Source organism: Phyllobacterium sp. T2-21 (assembly GCF_055378485.1).
Genome location: NZ_AP027912.1, coordinates 3,030,360 through 3,045,846 on the forward strand (window position 1 = coordinate 3,030,360; position 15,487 = coordinate 3,045,846).

Sequence of the window (15,487 nt, forward strand, 5' to 3'; positions counted from 1 at the left end):
CTATAAGACGCGCATGAGCGACGAACCCGATGCCGGATTGCGAAAACCAGACGATGCCAACCCTGCTCCCCTGCGCCGGGGCTGGACCACGGGCGCCTGTGCGACCGCCGCAACCAAGGCCGCGCTGATTGCCCTGATCACGGGTGAATTTCCCGATCCGGTCGCCATCATCCTGCCGAAGGGCGAGGTCCCGCATTTTCCGCTGGCGCTCGAATCAATCGGCGACGGCTATGCCATCGCCGGGATCGTCAAGGATGCCGGGGATGACCCCGATGTCACCCACGGCGCCACCATCATCTCCACGGTCCATCCCGCCGCTCCCGGCAGCGGTATCCAGTTTGTCGCAGGCGAAGGCGTTGGCACCGTCACCCTGCCGGGCCTGCCGATTCCGCCGGGTGAAGCGGCCATCAACCCCGTGCCGCGCGCCATGATGACCGCCATCTGCGAGGAAATCTGCGCCCAGTACGACCTGCCCGCCGATCTTGTCGTGACCATCTCCGTGCCGGAGGGCGAGGAACTGGCGAAGAAAACCTGGAACCCGCGCCTCGGCATCATCGGCGGCATCTCCATTCTCGGCACGACAGGCATCGTCCATCCCTTTTCCTGCGCCGCATGGATCCACTCGATCCATCGCGGCATCGACGTATCGCGCGCCGCCGGGCTCACCCACGTGCTGGCGGCGACAGGCTCGACCTCGGAAGATGCGGCGCAGGCGATCTACAATCTGCCTGATATCGCGCTGCTCGACATGGGCGATTTCGCCGGGGGGCTGCTCAAATATCTGCGGGTTCACCCCATCGACCGGCTGACCATCGCGGGCGGCTTCGCCAAACTGACCAAGCTGGCGCAGGGTGCGCTCGACCTGCACTCCGCCCGCAGCCAGGTCAGCATGGCATTTCTGGCCGACGAAGCGGAAAAGCTTGGTTTCGACAAGGATATGAGGGAGCGGATTCTGAATGCCAACACCGCGCAGGAAGTGCTTGAAATGACTCAAGGGCTTGGCATCGACCTGCCGAAATCCATCGCCGGAAAAGCCAAGGCCGTGGCGCTCGCCACCCTCAGGGGTGCGCCTGTCGAGGTGGAAATAATCGTGACCGACCGCAAGGGGACAATCCTTGCTCGCCTCTGATCGTCCTGTGCTCATCCTCGGCGGCACGGCGGAAGCGGTCAAGCTTGCCGCCGCGCTTGTCGCCCTTGGCTATCGGACAATCTCATCGCTCGCCGGCCGCACCAGCAATCCCGGCAGGATCGAAGGCGACGTGCGCACCGGCGGTTTTGGCGGCGCGGATGGCCTTGCCGGCTATATCCGCAGGGAAGGCATCGCCCTTCTCGTCGATGCGACCCACCCCTTCGCCACGCAGATATCGGACAATGCGCGCGCGGCGGCGGATGCCACGGGCGTACCCTTCGTCCGGCTGGAGCGGCCGGACTGGCAGCGCAAGCCTGGCGATGCCTGGACCAGCGTCACAAGCCTTGAAGAAGCGGTTTCCGCCATTCCCGCAAAGGCCCGGATATTGCTGGCGCTCGGCCGCCAGCATATCGCACCCTTCTCCAGACGAAGCGACGTGTACTTCGTCGTGCGCATGATCGATCCGCCGGAAACGCCGCTCGACCTGCATGATTTCGAGCTGGAACTGTCCAAGCCGGGCAAGAAGGATGAGGAAGCCGCGTTTCTCACCCGCAAGCGCCTCACCCATATCGTCTGCCGCAACTCCGGCGGCGCGGCATCCTATGCCAAGATCGCCGCGGCGCGCGAACTTGGCTTGCCGGTCATCATGATCGAGCGGCCGCACCGCCCCGCCGATCACACCCTGCCCGACACATCAGGCGTTCTGCGGTTTATTGAGGAAACGCTGGGCTAGCGGCAGAGGTGTTGGGCGTGGCTTGTGGTGCGTGGTTCGACAAGCTCACCATGAGGGATGGAGTGGGCTGCAGGGAGCTATCTTCTGCAACGTCTGCGATTGGCCATGCAGGCAACCATCTCCCTCATGGTGAGCTTGTCGAACCACGCACCCACCGGAATGCCAACTATTCCGAGCGTGACCGCAAAGTGTGGCTGTGGTCCTTGTGGTAAAGCGCGGAATCGCGGAACGCATCCGCCGACAGGCCCTTGCCGACAAAGATCATGGCCGAGCGCGTCAGGCCCGACTCCCGCACTTTTCCGGCAATATCCGCCAGCGTGCCGTGAATGAACTGCTCGTCCGGCCAGCCAACGCGGTAGGCCACGATGACGGGGCAATCGGCGCCGTAGAGCGGCACAAGATCGGTCTCGATCCGCTGGAGATTGCGGATGGAGAGGTGAATGACAAGCGTCGCGCCGGATTTGCCCAATGTCACGAGATCCTCGCCTTCCGGCATGGCCGAGGACTTGATCGAGGTGCGCGTGAGAATGATGGTCTGGCAGACCTCGGGAACCGTCAGTTCCTTTTTCAGCGCAGCGGCGGCGGCGGCAAAGGCCGGAACCCCCGGCGTCACGTCATAGTCGATGCCGAGCGCATCGAGGCGGCGCATCTGCTCGGCCACCGCGCCATAGATGGAGGGATCGCCGGAATGCACCCGCGCCACATCCTTGCCTTCCGCATGCGCCCGCTCGCATTCGGCGATGATCTCGTCCAGCGTCAGCGACGAGGTATCGACAACGCGCGCGCCCTCCGGCACTTCGGCCACCATTTCCGGCGGCACCAGCGACCCCGCATAGAGGCAGACCGGGCAGCACTGGATCAGTTTCAGGCCGCGCACAGTGATGAGATCGGGGGCGCCGGGTCCGGCGCCAATAAAATGAACCGTCATTGTCTATCTCTTTCTTGCCAATGCAGCCGTTGCATGGGCGGATTTTGTCTTACCGATCACCAGCGCGCCATCCGGTCCCGCAGCGGCAAGCGCTGCCGCTTCCGCGACGCCGTGGCTGCCTGTCAGTTCGAAGACGCGCCGGGAGGGGTTGGCAAGGCGGGGCGTTTCCCGCTCCAGGGTTGCCGCATCGAAGCAAAGGAAAGGCAATTGCCAAAGCGCGGCAAGCGCAACCATTGCCGGTTCACCCGCGCGCGCATCGAGGGAATAGATACCCGCAAGATCGCCGGGCTTTACCGCAGCAGCATGCAGGACCGACTCGGCAAGGCCGCGCAGTTCCGCCGGATCGCATCCCCGCTCGCATCCAAGGCCCAGCGTGTAACGGGCTGCGCTCTCCGGCCTATCAACCATCAATGGTGCTTGTGAAGCTCTTCCGGCGTCACGCCCAGGAGATCGGCCGTGCGGCGGATGAGGTTGGCTTCCTTCGGATCGAGATCGTCATCGGCATTGGCGATCGTCAGCAGGTGCCGCAGCAGCATGACCTTGCGCTCGAACGGCACATCGGCAAAAGCCAGCGCCGCCTGCTCGCTGGAGGTCTCGTAGCCGAAATCCTTCAGATAGTCGGCCACTTCGCCGAATTCTTCGGGAGCAATGCCAAAATCATTGGAGGCAATGCGCAGGATCGCCGCATATTCCGACTTTTCGGTCTTGCCGTCAGCCAGCGCCACATGCATCAGAAGCAGGAGCTCCGCCGTCAGGACCGGATCATCGGCAACCTTCTGCACGGCACTCTTGGTGCCGAGAAATGCGGTGATGCGATCAAAGATGCTCTCGCTCATTGTACCCCCAAACTGTCTTCACGCGATAGATCGCAGCCCCGGCGGCTGAATTCAAGTGCGCAAACAACACACTACGGCGCTATTCGCACACATCGATTGACTGCGCGCACAAATGCTCTCGCCAAAGCAGAAATTCCCTCTATGGTCCGGCGCATTCTCAAAGAGTCTCCCGCCATGCCCGCCTTCTTCGACAATGTTCCCGTACTTCTGATCCTTGCCGGCTTTGCCGCCGGTTTCATCGATTCCATTGCCGGAGGCGGCGGCCTGATCACCGTTCCGGCCTTGCTTCTGGCCGGCCTCTCGCCGGTGGAATCGCTGGGGACCAACAAGCTGCAATCGCTGTTCGGTTCCACCTCGGCAACCATAGCCTATGCCCAAAAGGGCCATGTGAACCTGAAGAAGCAGCTTCCATCGGCGTTCATGTCATTCCTCGGTGCGGTGGCGGGTGCCCTCCTCGCCGGCTTTCTGCCCGGCGATCTCCTGCGTGCCTTCCTGCCGGTCCTATTGATCACCATCGCGCTGTATTTTGCCCTGAAGCCCAACATGGGCGATATCGACCGCGCCCACCGGATGACGCCGTTCCTGTTCGGCCTTGCCATCGTTCCCTTAATCGGATTTTACGACGGCGTGTTCGGACCCGGCGCCGGTTCGTTCTTCATGCTCAGTTTTGTCTCGCTGGCCGGTTACGGCCTGCTGAAGGCAACGGCCCACACGAAACTGCTCAACCTTGCCTCCAATCTCGGCGGCTTCACCACCTTCGCCTTTCTCGGCGTCATCAACTGGAAGGTCGGCCTGTGCATGGGTGTCGCCCAGTTCATCGGCGCGCGGGTCGGCGCGGGGCTGGCGATGAAGAACGGCGCAAAAATCATCAAGCCGCTGCTGGTGATCGTCTGCCTGGCGCTGGCGACAAAGCTGCTTCTGGACCCGAGCAATCCGATCCGCCTGTGGCTGGCCACGCTGTTCTAGCAGCGTGGCATGAACATCCCCTCTAAAACTCGATGCCCTTCTGCGCCTTGATGCCGGAACGGAACGGATGTTTGATCATTTCCATCTCGGTGACGAGATCGGCAAACTCGATCAGTTCGTCCTTGGCATTGCGCCCGGTGATGATGACATGTTTCATGTGCGGCTTCTGCTTGAGCACATCGATGATTTCCTCCACCGGCAGATAGTCGTAGCGCAGCGCGATGTTCAGCTCATCGCACAGGACAAGATCGGTTTCGTCATCGAGGATCATTGTCTTCGCCTGTTCCCAGGCATCCCGGGCCATGGCGATATCGCGGGCACGGTCCTGGGTTTCCCAGGTAAAGCCTTCACCCATGGCCGAGATGGTCACCTGCTCGGGGAATTTCTCCAGAACCCAGCGCTCGCCGGTATCCCACGATCCCTTGACGAACTGGATCACGCCGATCTTCATGCCGTGGCCGAGCGCGCGGAAGACAACGCCGAAACCGGCGGTCGACTTGCCCTTGCCCTTGCCGGTATTGACGATGACCAGGCCCTTTTCATCGGTCTTGGTGGCAAGGATCTTGTCGCGCACGGCCTTCTTCTTGCGCATCTTGTCGGCGTGGCGTGCGTTGACTTCCTCTTCGGTCAGGTTCAACAGTTTCTGTGATTTTTCAGCCATTTGGCGTCTCCTTCCGAATCATTGTCTCAGGCGGCAAGCATGCCGAGTTCATAGCGCGCCGAGTTCGAGCGCGGGGTCCAGAAGCCGCGCTGCACGGCCTCCTCCAGCTTTTCGGCGATATCCCGCAGCGCATGCGGGTTCTTGTCTTTCAGGAATGTCCGCACATCCTCGTCCATCAGGAACGCCTGATAAACCGCCTCGAAATGGTGGGTGCGCACGGCGCCCGTCGTGGCGGCGAAGGCGAAGAGATAGTCGACCGTTGCCGCCATTTCGAACGCGCCCTTATAGCCATGGCGCATCACCCCGGCGATCCATTTCGGATTGGTCACCCGGCCGCGCACCGTGCGGCCGATTTCTTCCTCGAGCGTGCGGATCACGGGCTTTTCCGGGCGCGAATGATCATTGTGGTAGATGGCCGGACGTTCGCCCGACAGTTGTTCGACCGCCGCCGACATCCCGCCTTCGAACTGGTAGTAATCATCGGAGTCGAGCAGGTCGTGCTCGCGGTTGTCCTGATTCTGCACCACGGCCTCGACGGTACGCAGGCGCTCTTCGAGAAGACCGCGCTCGGCCTTGCCCTCTTCCCCCGCACCATAGGCATAGCCGCCCCAGACCAGCCATGCCTCGGCAAGGTCGTCGCGCTTGTCCCAGGCCTTTTCGTCGATCAGCGTCTGCAGGCCGGCACCATAGGCACCGGGCTTCGATCCGAACACGCGAAAGCCGGCCCGCTGCTTTGCCGTCTTCTCGTCGGCACCTTCCGCCACAAGCCGCGCCTGCTCGCTGCGCATGCGCAGGGCGATGGGATTGTCTTCCGCGTCTTCGGGCAACGCGCCGACCGCCCGCACCGCCGTGTCGAACAGTGCAATCTGGTCGGGGAAGGCATCGCGGAAAAAGCCGGAGATGCGCAAGGTCACGTCGACGCGCGGACGGCCAAGCACGGCAGGCGGGATGATCTCGTATCCGGTGACACGCCGCGAAGCCATGTCCCAGACGGGTTTGACGCCGATCAGGGCCAGCGCCTGTGCAATATCGTCACCGCCGGTGCGCATGTTTGATGTGCCCCAGGCGGTCAGCCCCAGCGAGGTCGGCCATTCGCCATGATCCTGCGTGTAGCGGCGGATCAGCAGTTCAGCCGATTTCTGCCCGAGTTCCCATGCGGCGGGTGTCGGTACGGCGCGGCTGTCGACGGAAAAGAAATTGCGTCCGGTCGGCAGAACGTCAGGGCGGCCGCGCGTCGGTGCGCCGGAGGGTCCCGGCGCCACAAAGCGTCCGTTCAGCGCCGTCATGAGCCCGGTCATTTCGGCTGCGCCGCAGGCCATCACAGCCGGATGCAGGGTCGCGCGGATACCGTCCAGAACCGTTTGCGTTGCCTGCCAATCCCCGGGGCAAGCGGTTTCACCGGCCACCAGCCGGGCCGCCAGCAACTCGATGCGCTCCACCGTATCGCCGGCAATGCGCCATGGCTCGCTGGTGACGGCGTTCAGAATTTCGGGCCGTTCCGCATTCCAGGGCGCGGCCATGTCGCAATCCAGCGGATCGAAACCGGCAAAGCCGAGATCAGCGGCGATGGCGCGCTGCAGGCTCTGGTCAGCGCCAACGCCCGAACCGCGTGGCACGCGCGCCAGCGCGACCACCAGATCGGTGAGCAGGCGCCCCTCCGGCGACAGGCCGAAAATATGCAGGCCGTCGCGGATCTGCATTTCCTTGAGATCGCAGAGATAGGCGTCGAGTTTCTGCAGGGCGAGATCGTCGGGATCGTGATCGTGAATGCCCGCATCGCTGTCGAGACCGATATCGCGGACGAGATCAAGAATCTGCACCTTGAGGCGCACAAGGCGGCGCGGATCGACGCCGGAGGCTTCGTAATATTCGTCGACCAGCGCTTCGAGGTCCTTCAGCGGCCCGTAGCTTTCGGCCCGGGTCAGCGGCGGTGTCAGGTGATCGATGATGACGGCGGCGGAACGGCGTTTTGCCTGTGTGCCCTCGCCCGGATCGTTGACGATGAACGGATAGATATGCGGCACCGGCCCCAGCACCGCCTCGGGGAAACAGCTTTCCGACAGCGCCAGCGATTTGCCCGGCAGCCATTCGAGATTGCCGTGCTTGCCCACATGCACGATGGCATGCGCATCGTAGACACTGCGCAGATAGGCATAGAAGGCGAGATAGCCGTGCGGCGGCACCAGATCGGGCGAATGATAGGTGTCCTTCGGATCGATATTGTAGCCGCGTGCCGGCTGAATGCCGACCAGCACCGCGCCGAACCGGCTGAGCGGCAGCGCAAAGCCCCGCGCCGCATCGAGGAAGAACGGATCGGCATCCGGCGCACCCCAGCGCGCCGTCACCTTCTCCTGAATCACTTGGGGAAGCGATTGAAAGAAGCTGTTGTATTGATTGAGCGAAATCGTCTCGCGGATGGCGCGCCCGTCGCTGGCCGCATTGGTCGGGCCCGCCATCAGATGGTTGATCAGCGCTTCGCCATCGGCGGGCATATCGGCGATATCGTATCCGGCATCGCGCATGGATTTCAGCACCTGCCATGTACCCGCAGGGGTGTCGAGCCCGACGCCATTGCCAAGCCGTCCGTCCCGGTTGGGATAGTTGGCCATGACGAGCGCAACGCGGCGCTCGTCCGGTTTGCCCGTGCGCAGACGTGCCCAGTTCGCCGCGAGATCGGCAACGAAGGCGACACGGTCGGCCTGCGGTTCATGCATGACGATATTGGCCTGCACCGCTTCGTCGAAATGCTGCGCCGACTTGAACGACACGGCGCGCGACAAAACCCGGCCATCCACCTCAGGCAGGGCAACATTCATCGCCAGGTCGCGGGCGGAAAGGCCCTGATCCGACTGGCGCCACTGCTCGGCGCTGGAGCCGGAGAAGATGACCTGCAGCACCATTGCGCCATCATGTTCAAGCACCGTCGGCTTGCGCGCGGAACCGGGTGCAGACACGGCAAACCCCGTGGCATTCAACACCACGGCGGGCGGCGCTTCGGCAAAGATGCTCTCCAGCGTGGCGATGGAAACCGGGTCCTTCAGGCTGGAGACGAACACCGGCAGCGGATTGAGCCCCTTGGCGCGCAACGCATCAAGCAAAGCCGCCACAGGCTGGGTCTGGCCGCTCTGCACCAGCGCCCGGTAGAAGCAGATGGCAATGACAGGCGCGCCGTCCGTCCAGTCATGGCGCATCGCGTCCAGCGAGGGTGCTGAATTGCCGGGCCACCACAACCCCGCCTTGAGCAGCGGCGCGGCCTCCTGCGGCTTCTCGCCTGATGAGATCAGCGCCGCGCAATAGTCGAGGAAACGCTGGGCATTCTGCGCCCCGCCCTCCAGCAGATAATGCCAGAGCGCATCGCGATCATGCCGGGCGACGGTCGAAAACCGGTCGAGCCCCGGATCGGGCTTGTCGTCCCCCGGCAGCACCGCAAGCTGCACCTTGTGATTGACGGCGCAGGCATGCAGCGCTTCGAGGCCATAGGGCCAGTAGCTCTCGCCGCCGATCACCCGGACGACGATCAGCCTGGCATGGCGCGCTGTCCGCTCGACATAGGCGTCGACGGACATCGGGTGTGACAGGCTCATCATATTGGCAAGGCGCAGCGAAACTGCACCGTCGCCCTGCCGCCGTGCGGCGGCAAGGCTCGCCAGTTCCGTATCGGCGGCGGACAGGAACAGCACATCTCCCGGCGTCTGGCCGAGGTCGATGGCCTCGGTGCCTTCAGCGATGGTGCCTTTCTGGGCAAGCAGGAGATGCATTCAATATCCTATCGTCAGGCAGCGGCAGCGGCGGTGACCGCCGATGTAATGGCGTCGTTGTCGATATCGTGCAGTCCGATGACGACGAGACGGGTCTGCCGTTCCTCGCCCGGATTCCACGCGCGGTCGAAGTAATGCTCGATGCGCGTGCCGACGGCCTGCACCACCAGCCGCATCGGCTTGCCGGGAACATCGGCAAAGCCTTTCAGGCGCAGGATGTCGTGATCGGCAATCACGGCCTTCAGCTTTTCGACAAAGTTTTTGGGTTCGGCCACCGGACCAAGCCCGACAACAAAGCTCTCGAACTCGTCATGGTCGTGCTCTTCGCCCGCTTCATGTTCCATTTCATGGTGCGACTTGCGGTTGGCAATGTCCTCTTCGGTGCCGACGCCGAGACCGAGCAGCAGTTCATTGCTGAGCTTGCCGAAGCTGGCCGATACCATGTTGAGCGAGCGCGACGAGCGGCTCTGCACATCGCCGCGCACGCCGTCGAGCTGCTTGTCGCTGATCAGGTCGCTCTTGTTCAGCACGATCAGGTCGGCGGCACGGATCTGGTCCTCGAACAGTTCCTCGAGCGGGCTGTCATGGTCGAGCGATTCGTCCTGGATGCGCTGGGCATCCACCTTGTCGTGGTCATCGGCAAAGCGGCCTTCGGACACGGCGGAAGCGTCGATCACGGTGACGACACCGTCAACCGTCACCTGCGTCTTGATCTCCGGCCAGTTGAAAGCTGCAACCAGAGGCTGCGGCAGCGCGAGGCCCGAGGTCTCGATGACGATATGATCCGGACGGTCCGGACGGTCGAGCAGCTTGGTCATGGTCGGGATGAAATCATCGGCCACGGTGCAGCAGATGCAGCCATTGTTCAATTCGATCACATCCTCATCCCGGCAGGCTTCGATGCCGCAGCCCTTGAGCAGGCCGCCGTCGACACCAAGATCGCCGAACTCATTGATGATGAGCGCGATGCGCTTGCCATTGGCATTTTCGAGCAGATTGCGGATCATCGTGGTTTTGCCCGAACCGAGAAAACCGGTGATGACCGTTGCTGGAATCTTCTGACCCTGCATATTCCTATCCCTTCATGGTGAGCGGCAGCCCGGCTGCCACGAAATAGACTGTTGCCGCGGCCTGTGCCACGGCCTGATGGAGACGTCCGGCATGGTCGCGAAAATCGCGCGCCATGCGGTTCTCCGGTACAATGCCGAGACCCACTTCGTTCGAAACCAGAACGATCGAGCCCGGAAGTTTCGGCAGCACTTGCATGAGCTGCCGTGTCTCGGCGGTGATATCGCGCTCGGCCATCATCAGATTGGTCAGCCAGAGCGTCAGGCAATCGACGAGGATCGCTTTTCCTTCGGCTGCAACCCCCTGCAGGGTGTCCACCAGATCGAGCGGCTCTTCGATGGTGTGCCAGGATGATCCGCGCTGCGCCTTGTGCAGGTCGATGCGGACTGACATTTCCTCGTCCCAGGACCTGCCGGTTGCGAGATAAACGGGCTCAAGGCCGGAAGCCATGATCAGGCCTTCGGCAAAGCTGGACTTGCCCGAGCGGGCACCGCCGAGAATGAAGGTCACGCCGTGATTCAGCTGGGGCATCGCCGTCACTGCAATCGCGATGATCCGTCAGGTACGATCAAGCGGAATGCGGGCGGGGAAACGAGCGCGTATACAATGCGAGCAGCCATAACAACCTCCGTGCTGGGCCTGAAGGGACACGACCCTTCGGTTCTTGGGCAGGATTGCCCCGAGCGCTTCCTGGGAAACGCTCTATGACTGGCAGGTCTCCTGGCTCGCGGGTCACATGATGAATGCCGCCTTCCCGGTTTCCCAGTGGCTGCCTTCTGCATATGCGTCAGGCTTTGCATTGATCCTCGCCGCTCTACAGTCGCGGGGTCGGCTGCGGTGGGGTCGCCCTTGAGGGTACAACCGTCGCATTCCCTTTTGATCCCTTGGCCTTTGGCCAATATGGGAACCAATCATGGCTGGGACGTTATTCACCCCCCACGGGAAATGTCAATGGAATCCGCGCGGTTTGCTCAGGGAGTAGTGGGTGGTTCGACAAGCTCACCATGAGGGAGGTGGAGGATTGCAGGGGATATGTTCTGCAATCTCCGCGATTAGCATTGCAGCCCACCCATCCCCTCATGGTGAGCTTGTCGAACCACGCACCGCAGCACATGCAAGCAGCGCGTCCACATCCAGCACTGTTTCAAGCTCGGCAGCGATACTGTCCAGCGCGGCGTCCACCCCGGCCTTGTAGTCGAATGTTTCAGCGGCAATGCCCATCGTGCCCAGCAGCGCGGCACGAAACCGGTCCGCCGCAAAAAGCCCGTGCAGATAGGTGCCGAACACCTTGCCGTCCGCCGATATGGCGCCGTCATCGACGCCGTTGATGCGCACGGCGGGGCGCGAACAGTCCGGGCCGGTCGTCCGGCCCAGATGAATCTCGTAGCCATCGAGCGGCAGGTCGAACGGCAGCGACTGCGCCGCCACGTTGCGCACGGTCTTTTCCGGCTCCATCACCGTATCGATATCGAGATGCCCAAGCCCTGCCGTCTCCGTCACGCTGCCCTCGATGCCGTCGGGATCGCGTACGGTCCGGCCGAGCATCTGGAAACCGCCGCATATGCCGATGATATGGCCGCCGCGCCGCCGGTGCAGGTCGAGATCCCTGTCCCAGCCGTTCTCGCGGAAGCGCAGGAGGTCGCCGATGGTGGATTTGGAACCGGGAATGATGACCAGTCCCGCATCGGCAGGCAGCCGCTCGCCGCTGCGCACCATCACCACATCCACCTGCGGTTCGGCCATCAGCGGGTCGAGATCATCGAAATTGGCGATGCGGTCGAGCACCGGCACGGCGATCTTCAGCGCCCGGCCCTCGCCCTTCACCAGACGTTCCAGCACGACGGAATCCTCGGCCGGCAGCCGCGCCGCGTCCTTCAGCCATGGCACCACGCCGAATGACGGCCAGCCGGTGAACTGCGTTATGGCTTTCAGGCCGTCATCGAACAGCGAGACGTCGCCGCGAAACTTGTTGATGATATAGCCGGCAATCATCTCGCGGTCTTCCCGCTGCAGGATCGCATGGGTGCCGACAAGCGAGGCGATCACGCCGCCGCGATCGATATCGCCGACCAGAACGACAGGCACATTGGCGCGGATGGCAAAGCCCATATTGGCGATATCGCCCGCCCGCAGGTTGATTTCGGCGGGAGACCCCGCTCCCTCGACGATGACCAGATCGGCGCCCTCACGGACGATGTCCCACGACGCCATGACCGCATCGAGCAGCTGCGCCTTGAATGTCTGGTAGTCGCGCCCCTTGGCCTGGCCCCAGACTTTGCCCTGCACGATGATCTGGCTGCCGGTCTCCGATTGCGGTTTCAGCAGCACCGGGTTCATATGTACCGAGGATGGTACGCCGCAGGCGACGGCCTGCAGCCACTGCGCCCGCCCGATCTCGCCGCCATCGTCGCTGACCGCCGCATTGTTCGACATGTTCTGCGGTTTGAACGGCCGAACCTTTAATCCGCGGTTGCGCGCAAGCCGGCAAAGTCCGGCCACCAGGACGGATTTACCAACATCTGACCCTGTTCCCTGCAACATGATTGCGTGCGTCATGGGCTTTGAGTAGCGGATATGTCTTTCTCTTCCTAGCCCCCGGCAAAACCTATCTGAATCGTTGCGCGGCCCCGCGCTTGCGATAGAGTGGAAATCAAGAGGAATACAGGGAGGTTATCATGGATGCGGTCGTTGATACGGCGTCCGGCCAGTTCGAACTCAATGAGGATCAGCTGGCGATTCAGGACATGGCGCGCGCCTTCGCGGCGGACCGCGTGGCGCCGAACGCGCTGGCCTGGGACCGGGACAAGCATTTTCCCGCCGATGTGATTCGCGAGACCGGCCCGCTCGGCATGGGCGGCATCTACACCAAGGAAGAGTTCGGCGGTTCGGGATTGAAACGCCTTGATGCGGTGCTGATCTTCGAAGCCCTGTCTGCCGCCTGCCCGGCCTTCTCCGCCTTCATCTCGATCCACAACATGGCGACATGGATGATCGATCTCTACGGCAATGACGAACAGCGCCAGCGCTTCGTGCCGCAGCTGATCTCGATGGAATGGCTGGCGAGCTATTGCCTGACCGAGCCCAATTCCGGCTCGGATGCCGCCGCCCTCAAGACCCGCGCGGTGCGGGACGGCGACCACTATGTCCTCAACGGCGCCAAGCAGTTCATATCAGGCGCAGGCGATACCGACCTTTACGTCACCATGGTGCGTACCGGCGAAGATGGCCCGAAGGGCATTTCGACCCTGATCATCCCGAAGGACGCGCCCGGCCTGTCCTTCGGTGCCAATGAACACAAGATGGGCTGGAATGCCCAGTCCACCCGGCAGGTGATTTTCGACAATTGCCGCGTTCCCGTGGAAAACCGCCTCGGGGCGGAAGGCGACGGCTTCAAGATCGCCATGGGCGGCCTTGATGGCGGACGCCTCAACATTGCCGCCTGCTCGCTCGGCGGTGCCCAGTCCGCCCTCGACAAGGCGGTCGGCTATGCGTCCGAGCGCAAGGCGTTCGGCAAGGCGATCAACCAGTTCCAGGCCCTGCAGTTCAAGCTGGCCGATATGGAAACGGAACTGTCCGCCGCCCGCGTCCTGCTGTACACCGCCGCGTCAAAACTCGACCGCAAGGCGCATGATGCATCGAAATGGTCGGCCATGGCCAAGCGCTTCGTCACCGATACGGGCTTCAACGTCGCCAATGATGCGCTGCAGATTCATGGCGGCTACGGCTACCTGCACGATTACGGCGTGGAAAAGCTGGTGCGCGACCTGCGCGTCCACCAGATTCTGGAAGGCACCAATGAAATCATGCGGGTGATCATTTCCCGCTCGATGATGGGCCGCTGAACCACACCGCATCCGATACACAGAGAACTATCAGGGAGAATGCTGCGATGACGACAGTCGCTTTTATCGGTCTTGGCCATATGGGCAACCCCATGGCCGCCAATCTGGTCAAGGCAGGCCATACGGTGCTGGGTTTTGATCTCCTGCCGGACAATCTGGCAACCGCCAAAGCCAATGGTGTGAGCATCGCGGCAAGCGCGCTTGCCGCCGTTGCGGATGCCGATGTCGTCATCACCATGCTGCCCGCGGGCAAGCACGTCCTGTCCGTCTATGCGGAGATTGCCGGAAAGGCCAAACCGGGTGCGCTGCTCATCGATTCCTCGACCATCGATGTCGATTCCGCCCGCAAGGCGCACGGCATCGCCAAGGCCCATGGCCTGCTCTCGGTTGACGCTCCGGTCTCCGGCGGCATCGGCGGTGCGGCGGCGGGCACCCTGACCTTCATGGTGGGCGGCGCCAGCGACGCCTTTGCTGTCGCCGAGCCAATCCTGAAACCCATGGCCGGCCGCATCGTCCATTGCGGCGAGCCCGGCGCCGGTCAGGCCGCCAAGATCTGCAACAACATGATCCTTGGCATTTCCATGATCGGCGTCAGCGAAGCCTTCACGCTGGCTGAAAAACTGGGGCTGTCGCATCAGGCGCTGTTCGACGTCGCCTCGACCTCGTCGGGCCAGTGCTGGTCGCTGACCACCTATTGCCCGGTCCCCGGCCCCGTGCCGACATCCCCGGCCAATAACAGCTACAAGCCGGGCTTTGCCGCCGCCCTGATGCTGAAGGATCTGAAGCTGTCACAGGAAGCCGCCAAAAGTGTTGGTGCCGCGACACCGCTCGGCCAGCACGCGGAAGAAATCTATGCGGCCTTCGGCGCCGCCGGGAACGAAGGTTCGGACTTCTCCGGCATCATCAATTACCTGCGCGAGGCCACGCGTGAAGGCTGACCGCGCCGGGAAAAGCCGGGAAATTTTCAAAATTTAGATTTGCTTAAGCTCTCGCTAACCTCGCGGTAACGATGTCCGGTTAAAACTTTGCATGGAGCGGACAAGACCCTGCTCCATGCTCCGGATCAGGTACTGCGTACCGGAGCTGTAATTTCTGCCAGCGTATTGTACGGCAGAAAGCCATGCGTCACTTGGCAAAAAACCGCACTGTTCCTCACGGACAGGGCGGTTTTTGACTTGGGTCTTCATCAGAGAACAGCACAAAGAAAAACCGCCGCCCCGACAGGACAGCGGTTTCCGGAATAGTCCGATGCGTGGACGATCAGCCGGCCGAACGGGTCCAGATGAACGAAACCGCCGACGCGATGCCGCTCTTGGCATTGCCGGATGGCGCATTGCGCTTTTCCGTGGCATTCCAGGCAATGTGGACGCGATTGTTGCGATTGAAGATGTAAAGCATTTGGGCACCTGAGGGTAAAAACATTTGTTGCCGCTCAAATGCGCTTTTTGCCTAAAGTTTGATCACGTTTTTTCGCCATGGCGTGTCGCATTTACAGCAACGACCCGTGCAAATTTGCATGGCAGCCATGCTGAAACCGCATCCCTGTTGCCGCAATTGCTGGTGTTC

The 15,487-nt window shown here is 62.4% G+C and carries 14 protein-coding genes and 1 riboswitch; of the genes, 5 read left to right on the forward strand and 9 right to left on the reverse strand.

The window, feature by feature from the left end:
* Nucleotides 1–13: 13 nt before the first annotated feature.
* On the forward strand, nt 14–1,129 hold the full coding sequence (locus tag ACZ5FP_RS15215; protein ID WP_464663299.1) for a cobalt-precorrin-5B (C(1))-methyltransferase: 1,116 nt from the start codon (nt 14–16) through the stop codon (nt 1,127–1,129).
* Complete coding sequence (locus tag ACZ5FP_RS15220; RefSeq protein ID WP_464661138.1) at nt 1,116–1,862, forward strand: cobalt-precorrin-6A reductase; 747 nt, start codon at nt 1,116–1,118, stop codon at nt 1,860–1,862. The genes ACZ5FP_RS15215 and ACZ5FP_RS15220 overlap by 14 nt, the downstream gene beginning before the upstream one ends.
* A 166-nt stretch (nt 1,863–2,028) precedes the next feature.
* On the opposite strand, the gene cobM is transcribed toward ACZ5FP_RS15220, so the two are convergent.
* From cobM to ACZ5FP_RS15235, 3 genes are read right to left on the reverse strand one after another with little or no spacing between them, the layout of a single operon-like run.
* On the reverse strand, nt 2,029–2,790 hold the full coding sequence (cobM, locus tag ACZ5FP_RS15225) for a precorrin-4 C(11)-methyltransferase (protein ID WP_464661140.1): 762 nt from the start codon (nt 2,788–2,790) through the stop codon (nt 2,029–2,031).
* A gap of 3 nt (nt 2,791–2,793) precedes the next feature.
* Entirely contained in the window at nt 2,794–3,198 is a 405-nt protein-coding gene (locus tag ACZ5FP_RS15230; protein WP_464661142.1) for a cobalamin biosynthesis protein, read from the reverse strand.
* The gene (locus ACZ5FP_RS15235; RefSeq protein ID WP_464661144.1) at nt 3,198–3,626 is read right to left on the reverse strand and encodes a tellurite resistance TerB family protein; all 429 of its coding nucleotides are present in this window, start codon (nt 3,624–3,626) and stop codon (nt 3,198–3,200) included. Before ACZ5FP_RS15235 ends, ACZ5FP_RS15230 begins: the two co-directional genes overlap by 1 nt.
* 174 nt (nt 3,627–3,800) lie before the next feature.
* Between ACZ5FP_RS15235 and ACZ5FP_RS15240 the strand changes: the two genes are divergently transcribed.
* Nucleotides 3,801–4,592, forward strand: coding sequence for a TSUP family transporter (locus ACZ5FP_RS15240; protein ID WP_223612847.1), 792 nt, complete (start codon nt 3,801–3,803; stop codon nt 4,590–4,592).
* Between the two features lie 22 nt (nt 4,593–4,614).
* Here the strand turns inward: ACZ5FP_RS15240 and cobO are convergent, their stop codons facing one another.
* The 5 genes from cobO to ACZ5FP_RS15265 all read right to left on the reverse strand — a co-directional run bounded on the left by cobO (nt 4,615) and on the right by ACZ5FP_RS15265 (nt 12,635).
* A complete protein-coding gene (gene cobO / locus ACZ5FP_RS15245; RefSeq protein ID WP_223612846.1) occupies nt 4,615–5,253 on the reverse strand; it encodes a cob(I)yrinic acid a,c-diamide adenosyltransferase in 639 nt (212 codons plus the stop codon).
* A 26-nt stretch (nt 5,254–5,279) separates the two neighbouring features.
* Entirely contained in the window at nt 5,280–9,011 is a 3,732-nt protein-coding gene (gene cobN, locus ACZ5FP_RS15250; RefSeq protein WP_464661146.1) for a cobaltochelatase subunit CobN, read from the reverse strand.
* 14 nt (nt 9,012–9,025) lie between these two features.
* Nucleotides 9,026–10,081, reverse strand: a complete 1,056-nt coding sequence (gene cobW / locus ACZ5FP_RS15255; RefSeq protein ID WP_403176550.1) for a cobalamin biosynthesis protein CobW — start codon at nt 10,079–10,081, stop codon at nt 9,026–9,028.
* A 4-nt stretch (nt 10,082–10,085) separates the two neighbouring features.
* Nucleotides 10,086–10,610, reverse strand: a complete 525-nt coding sequence (gene cobU / locus ACZ5FP_RS15260) for a bifunctional adenosylcobinamide kinase/adenosylcobinamide-phosphate guanylyltransferase (protein WP_464661148.1) — start codon at nt 10,608–10,610, stop codon at nt 10,086–10,088.
* A gap of 162 nt (nt 10,611–10,772) precedes the next feature.
* A riboswitch (cobalamin riboswitch) is annotated at nt 10,773–11,006 on the reverse strand.
* Between the two features lie 150 nt (nt 11,007–11,156).
* Entirely contained in the window at nt 11,157–12,635 is a 1,479-nt protein-coding gene (locus ACZ5FP_RS15265) for a cobyric acid synthase (protein WP_464661149.1), read from the reverse strand.
* Nucleotides 12,636–12,754: 119 nt separating this feature from the next.
* On the opposite strand from ACZ5FP_RS15265, the gene ACZ5FP_RS15270 reads away from it, so the two are divergent.
* Both ACZ5FP_RS15270 and mmsB read left to right on the forward strand, forming a co-directional pair.
* Nucleotides 12,755–13,921 carry an isobutyryl-CoA dehydrogenase gene (locus ACZ5FP_RS15270; protein WP_464661151.1) on the forward strand — a complete coding sequence of 389 codons (1,167 nt, stop codon included), beginning with the start codon at nt 12,755–12,757 and terminating at the stop codon, nt 13,919–13,921.
* Nucleotides 13,922–13,950: 29 nt separating this feature from the next.
* Nucleotides 13,951–14,859 (forward strand): 3-hydroxyisobutyrate dehydrogenase, encoded by a 909-nt coding sequence (mmsB, locus tag ACZ5FP_RS15275; protein ID WP_464663301.1) that lies wholly within the window; start codon nt 13,951–13,953, stop codon nt 14,857–14,859.
* Nucleotides 14,860–15,181: 322 nt separating this feature from the next.
* On the opposite strand, the gene ACZ5FP_RS15280 is transcribed toward mmsB, so the two are convergent.
* The gene (locus ACZ5FP_RS15280; protein ID WP_464661153.1) at nt 15,182–15,319 is read right to left on the reverse strand and encodes a hypothetical protein; all 138 of its coding nucleotides are present in this window, start codon (nt 15,317–15,319) and stop codon (nt 15,182–15,184) included.
* Nucleotides 15,320–15,487 lie beyond the last annotated feature (168 nt).

Coding starts and splice junctions, on each gene's coding strand:
- cobW (WP_403176550.1), bottom strand. CDS start 10,081: ATGCAGGGTCAGAAGATTCCAGCAACGGTCATCACCGGTTTTCTCGGT.
- cobU (WP_464661148.1), bottom strand. CDS start 10,610: ATGCCCCAGCTGAATCACGGCGTGACCTTCATTCTCGGCGGTGCCCGC.
- ACZ5FP_RS15265 (WP_464661149.1), bottom strand. CDS start 12,635: ATGACGCACGCAATCATGTTGCAGGGAACAGGGTCAGATGTTGGTAAA.
- cobO (WP_223612846.1), bottom strand. CDS start 5,253: ATGGCTGAAAAATCACAGAAACTGTTGAACCTGACCGAAGAGGAAGTC.
- ACZ5FP_RS15270 (WP_464661151.1), top strand. CDS start 12,755: ATGGATGCGGTCGTTGATACGGCGTCCGGCCAGTTCGAACTCAATGAG.
- cobM (WP_464661140.1), bottom strand. CDS start 2,790: ATGACGGTTCATTTTATTGGCGCCGGACCCGGCGCCCCCGATCTCATC.
- ACZ5FP_RS15230 (WP_464661142.1), bottom strand. CDS start 3,198: ATGGTTGATAGGCCGGAGAGCGCAGCCCGTTACACGCTGGGCCTTGGA.
- ACZ5FP_RS15235 (WP_464661144.1), bottom strand. CDS start 3,626: ATGAGCGAGAGCATCTTTGATCGCATCACCGCATTTCTCGGCACCAAG.
- ACZ5FP_RS15280 (WP_464661153.1), bottom strand. CDS start 15,319: ATGCTTTACATCTTCAATCGCAACAATCGCGTCCACATTGCCTGGAAT.
- ACZ5FP_RS15240 (WP_223612847.1), top strand. CDS start 3,801: ATGCCCGCCTTCTTCGACAATGTTCCCGTACTTCTGATCCTTGCCGGC.
- cobN (WP_464661146.1), bottom strand. CDS start 9,011: ATGCATCTCCTGCTTGCCCAGAAAGGCACCATCGCTGAAGGCACCGAG.
- ACZ5FP_RS15215 (WP_464663299.1), top strand. CDS start 14: ATGAGCGACGAACCCGATGCCGGATTGCGAAAACCAGACGATGCCAAC.